This is a genomic window from Streptomyces sp. NPDC031274 (assembly GCF_055570235.1).
Map to the genome: position 1 here is coordinate 1 of NZ_JBVIHP010000084.1, position 2,435 is coordinate 2,435.

General features: G+C 70.2%; 1 protein-coding gene. It reads right to left on the reverse strand.

Annotated features, from left to right (window positions below; genetic code table 11):
• Positions 1–2,435, reverse strand: a 2,435-nt coding sequence (locus ACZ5CR_RS43640) for a condensation domain-containing protein (RefSeq protein WP_468868799.1), incomplete at both ends; no start/stop codon positions are given.

Consider the following 2,435-nt stretch of genomic DNA (forward strand, 5'->3'; position numbering starts at 1 on the left):
CCCTTGGGCCGCCCCGTGGACCCAGACGTGTAGATGACATACATCGGATGGCCGCCCGCCACCGGCGCCCGACGGTCCGCGTCCGTCACATTCGTCGCCGAACACGCCCCGATCTCAGTGGCCGTGTCCGCATCGTCCAAGAGCGTCAATGTGCCAACGGCCGGCACCAGCTCCGCCACGTGCGAGGACGACAGCACCGTCACGGGCGCGGTCTCCGCGAGCATGAACTCCAGCCGCTCGGCCGGATAGTCCGTATCCAGCGGCAGATACCCCGCACCCGACTTCGCCACCGCCAGCAAAGCCACCAGCAGTTCCACCGTACGAGGCAAGGCCACGGCCACGTACCGCTCCGGCCCCGCCCCCCGGGCTATCAGCCACCGCGCCAACCGGTTCGCCCGCCGGTTCAACTCCCCATACGAGACCTCCTGACCGGCCGCCACCACCGCAACCGCATCCGGACACCTCGCCGCCCACTCCTCAAACCGCTCCACCCAACCCACGTCAGACACAGCCACAGCAGTGTCATTCCACTGCCCGACCACAAGCTCCCGCTCGGCCCCATCGAGCACCTCCACCGCACGCAGAGCAATGTCCGGAGCAGAAGTGACCACATCCACCACACGCACGAACCAGTCCGCGATCCTGGTAGCCGTCTCCGGCTCGAAGAGGTCCGCAGCCACGGTCATCCCGCCGCCGACACCCGCCGGCCGACCCTGGTCGTCGAACACTTCGTGCAACGACACGTCCAGGTCGAAACGCGCGGCACTCCCTGAACCCTGAAACGGCTCCGCGCGGACCTCGGGCAGAGCCAGCGTCGCGGACTCCAGATTGCGCAACGTCAACAGCACCTGGAACAGGGGGTGGCGGGCCAGGGAGCGGGACGGTGTCAGCTCCTCCACCAGCCGCTCGAACGGCACATCCTGATGCGCGAACGCACCCAGGCTCGCCTCCCGCACCCGGCCCAGGATCTGCCGGAACTCCGGATCACCGGAGAGGTCGGTGCGGATGACCAGCGTGTTGAGGAAGAACCCGACCAGGTCGTCCAACGCCTCATCCGTACGACCCGCGATCGGCGACCCGATCGGGATGTCGGTACCGGCCCCCAGCCGCGACAACGTCACCGCCAGCGCCGCCTGCGGGACCATGAACGTCGTCACGCCCTCGGCCCGCGCCAGGTCCACCATCCGCCGGTGCACCTCGACCGGTATCCGCACCGGCACCCGATGACCCTGATGGCCGGCCACCGCCGGACGCGGCCGGTCGGCCGGCAGCGACACCTCCTCGGGCGCCCCGGCGAGCGTCCGCCGCCAGTACTCCACCTGCTGCGACAGGAGGCTCTCCGGGTCCGACTCGTCGCCCAGCAGCTCCTGCTGCCAGAGGGCGTAGTCGGCGTACTGCACCGGCAACGGCTCCCAGTCGGGAGGGGTTCCCTCCAGTCGAGCGGCGTAGGCCGTCGACAGGTCCCGGGCGAGCGGCACCGTCGACCAGCCGTCGCTGGCGGTGTGGTGCATGACGATCATGAGGACCTGTTCGTCCGCCCCGGTCTGGAACAGCCATGCCTTGATGGGCAGTTCAGCCGACAGGTCGAATGCGTGCTGCGCCGCCTCGTCGACCAGACCGGCGAGCTCGCCGTCCGCCGCCTGAAGGACCTGGAGCTCCCAGTCCATGTCCGACGGGGCGAGGATCTGCTGGTACGGCTCGCCGTCCGCCGCAGGGAAGGTCGTCCGCAGCGACTCGTGGCGGGTGAGCACGTCCCGGAAGGCCAGTTCCAGCACCCCGGCGTCCACGCCGTTCAACGGGATCATTACGGGGATGTTGTAGGTGGGGCTCGGTCCTTCCAACTGGGCCAGGAACCACAGTCGCCGCTGCGCGAACGACAACGGCACCCGCTCCGGGCGTACCCCGGCCCGCAGCGCCAGCCGGGCCCGGTCCGCCTCTGGACCGGCGAGGCGCGCGGCCACCTCCGCTACCGTCGGGGCCTCGAACAGCGACCGCAGCGGCAGCTCCACTCCGAGGACGGAGCGGATTCGTGCCGCCAGCCGGACCGCGAGCAGCGAATGCCCGCCCAGGGCGAAGAAGCTGTCGTCCACCCCGACCGACTCCATACCCAGCACCCCGGCGAACACCGCACACAGGATCTCCTCCTCCGGCGTCGCCGGACCGCGACCTGCGCCGGTGGCGTACTCCGGTGCGGGGAGCGCCTTGCGGTCGAGCTTGCCGTTCACCGTCAACGGGAACTCCGCCAACTCCACCACCGCGGCCGGCACCATGTACTCCGGCAACCGCCCGCCGACGAAGGCCTGCAGGGCCTCGGCGTCGAGACCGGACGTTTCCCCGACGACGTACGCGACGAGCCGCCTGTCGCCCGGTGTGTGCCGGCGGGCGATCACCACGGCCTGCCGGACATCGGAATGGGCGAGCAGCGCCGCCTCGAT